This is a genomic window from bacterium (genome assembly GCA_021158245.1).
In the GTDB taxonomy this organism is placed as follows: Bacteria; Zhuqueibacterota; QNDG01; order QNDG01; family QNDG01; genus QNDG01.
In genome coordinates, this window is the sequence record JAGGVB010000037.1 from 1 (window position 1) to 3,645 (window position 3,645).

The following is a 3,645-nucleotide window of genomic DNA, read 5'->3' on the forward strand; positions in this document are numbered from 1 at the left end:
CTCTTCAGATCAGTAAAAGCCTCATCAAATCTGCCCAACCCCATTTTATGCTGAATCAGATGCAACTGGGCAAGCAGATTATTGGGATTTTTCTGAACTTCAATACTGAATTCATTTGTAAGCCGGTCTGTTTCCTTAAAAAAATATGCTGCAAGATTACTTTCCGGAATCATCTTTGAACCCTTAATAAGAATTTTCAATGCTTCTGAAGAATTTCCCTGGTATCCCTTGAGAATACTTTTTAAAAACAGATCCGAAGCATAAAAGTAGCGGGAGAGTTTCTGTTCAACCTTTATTCTCTCTTTTGAATCTTCCGGTAAATTTGTAACAACAGTTTTAAAGCCGGGCCTTCTGATCAATATCTGGCCTATGTTCTGATAAGAACACAAATCTCTGGATCGAACTCCGTTTTTAGAGAACTCCAGAATCGGGTGATTATCAGAATTGACCTTAGCATTCTTGCTTAAAACTCTAATACCTTTTGAATCAAGAATAAGGCAGCTTAAAAGATCGTATACAGAATTAATATTGACAGAAGCAAGGTCTTTCTTTACTGCAGGTTCATTAAACATTTTCCTGGCTTTCTGAAAATCAACATGCAGAGGTTCTACAGACCCTATTAAAACTACTTGTTTGTTTACACAATTCGGGGCCATCCATAAAGTACAGTAGGGAAAAACACTCTGAAAAGTCTTTAGAACTATCCTGAAATCTTCCGGAGCAAGGTCAACTGTCATCCATGTAGAAAGAATACCGCCGGGAGCAAGTTTATCTCTGCAGTTCTCAAAATGTTCTTTTGTAAACAGATTCGCGCTGCTTGTAGCAACCGCATAATTTGCATCATTCATTATTATATCAAAACGGTTGCGAGTATACTTTATATAATTTCTGCCGTCCAGAATACGGTAATTAAAATTCGGATTATTTATAACACCATGATTCAGATCCCTGAAATAGATATTACTTAATTCAAGCACACCTCTGGAAATTTCTGCAAGCGTGAACTTTTTAATATTATGAAGCATAACTGAATGAGAAGTCTGTCCTGTCCCGAATCCTATCTGAACAACTCTCTGTGCATCCGGTTTCACCAAAAAAGGAAGCTGTCCCTGCAGAATCTGCAACGTTCTCAGCATAAAACTTGAACCTGCTACATTCAGGCCGTCCACATCAATCCTCCTGGCCTTCTCGAAAGGAGGAAGAGTTTCGTGTACAGTTACTGTTCCCTCGAGACCTTCCCTGTAATCTATCAGTTTCGCACCCTTCTCAACATGAGAATAAGCAGAGTCAAACAATCTGAAAGGTAATATTTTCACAGTTATCAAAAATAGAAATAAAATCGCAGAAAAAGAGAAAATATACAATGGCCGTCTATAAATTACTTTATGCTCAAGCCGGAAAAGATACAGGCCGAGGACAATGTTTATTGTTACTGTTAATATTAATGCAGAGGGCGTTCCAATAATGGAAATTAAAATCAAACCCGTAACCAGGGAACCTGCCATCCCTCCAAGAGTATTGTAAAAGTAAAGCCTTCCAAGTCCTGATCCAATCTGCTTAAGCTGAGGTACTGCAATCCGCCCTGCTATTGGGAAACTAACCCCCATAAAAAAGGTTGGAAGAAACATTACCAAAAAGGCTTCCAGAAATCTTATACTGTTCCACGACCACCACGTTGTTTTCGGCCCTATTGAAAAAACGGCATCATGAATCCAGCCTAAATTGACAAGTACGACTCCCGCAATAAATCCGCTGATTCCAATAGCACATTCGACTATACCTAAAAAATATATTTGATTCTTTGTTCTATCAGCCCATTTCCCTCCCAAAAATCCCCCGAGACCAATTCCGAAAAGAAATGTTGTTAACATTACTGAAAATGCAAAAACAGAATTGGTCAAAACAAAAACTAAAATTCTGGCCCATAAAACTTCGTAAGAAAGAGATGCAAACCCCGAAACCATCATTACAAGAATTACGATTTTAATCTTTTTTTCTGTATCCTTTGTAACGGGGGAAGATGTCTCGTTATGCCTCAGTGTGCCGTTATCATCTGCAAAACGATTAAACACAAAAGCAGCCGCACTTATGATAAAATTCAATACTGCTGCAAATAATATAGTTTGTGTAACTCCAAAAAAACGTATCAGAAAAAATCCTGTCAGAAAAGATCCGGCCACTGCACCAAGAGTATTCACACCGTACAATTTACCAATTCCGCTCCCGATATTTAACTTATCCTTAACAATAATATGTGTTAACACGGGAAAGGTACCGCCCATCAAAAATGTAGCAGGAAGCATCAGGACAAAAGCTATTATAAATTGTATCATCCGAAAAATAAAAACAGAATCTCTGAGAGGAAAATAGATATTGGAAAAAATCTGCCCGGCCAGCGGCTGAAGTAAAAATATCAAACCCGCAAAAGCACCTATACCCAGCTCTAAAAATGCATAAACTTTCAGATGATTTGTTATTCTGTCTGCAATACTGCCTAGGATCTTGCTTCCTAAAGCCAAACCAAGCATGTATGCAGACAGAACAGTACTTATAGCGATAGTAGTATTACCGAATATCAGCCCGAAAAGCCTTAGCCAGACTACTTCATACACAAGGCCTGTAAAACCTGAAACGAAAAACACAATAAAAACACTTTTCCTCAACATAGGACATTTATTCCGTTTTTTAGTTATGGGCCTACTTCAGCAGCGTCATCTTACCTGTTGAAGAAAAATTACCTGCCTGCAAATGATAAAAATATATTCCGCTGTTTAAACGGTCAGTATTAATGCTGAATGAATAGCTTCCTGTTTTTAAATTTTTGTCAACAACTGATTTTACTTTTCGCCCCAGAATGTTATAAACATCAAGGCAGACATGTACATCATCAGCAATACCGAATTTAATATTTGTCTGATTATTAAAAGGATTGGGATAATTTTGTGTCAAATAAAATTGATTCGGTTTCATCACTTCATTTCCCCCGGCTACTTCTGTTGATCCCGGAATAATCTGATTAATTGCAGTTCCGACGCGTACATCATCAATTCTTCCTTCAAAATCCTTTGTAGAAGGTAATGCCGGATCACTTGAGTACCAGGACCCTATTGACAAAGGGTCGTCATTAGAAAAATATTCCTGAGTGAAGCCCAGAGTATCAACCGGAGCTTTTGACGGATCATTCCACATGTAAACCTTCCCGGCTGCATAATCATAAAACAGAGCTACAAATGTCCATTTATCTGCTGAAATATTAAAAGTGGAAGCAATAGTCTGCGCCTTATTATTTTTGTCACGAATCAGAAACTCCAGTTTCTTCTTTTTTGATAATCGCAATGCATAGTTTGTTGTTTTCGGATTTGTGTACTGATCCCCTTTATTAATAATCCAGTGCACATCATCTCCTACAGCAAGGGGAAAAATCCAGGCTGAAATACCTATATCTTCGTTATCAAAATCAAGATCATCACTATCATCTGCCTTAAAATAATCATGTACATATATACTATCCAAAAACAGAAAATAATTTCCTTCCTGTAGCGGACCCGTACTATCAAAAACAGCATCTCCCTGCAAATTTCCTGAATTCTCAACTGCGTCCCAGCCTGCTGTATCATTTCCGTTGTTTTCAAACTGCCATCTTCC

Annotated in this window: 2 protein-coding genes; both read right to left on the reverse strand. The window is 37.9% G+C overall.

The window, feature by feature from the left end; all coding sequences use genetic code 11:
* The coding region (locus J7K93_01980; GenBank protein MCD6115758.1) for a fused MFS/spermidine synthase at nucleotides 1–2,666 on the reverse strand (2,666 nt) is incomplete at its 3' end.
* A gap of 31 nt (nucleotides 2,667–2,697) precedes the next feature.
* Nucleotides 2,698–3,645, reverse strand: a 948-nt coding sequence (locus J7K93_01985; protein MCD6115759.1) for a T9SS type A sorting domain-containing protein, incomplete at its 5' end; no start/stop codon positions are given.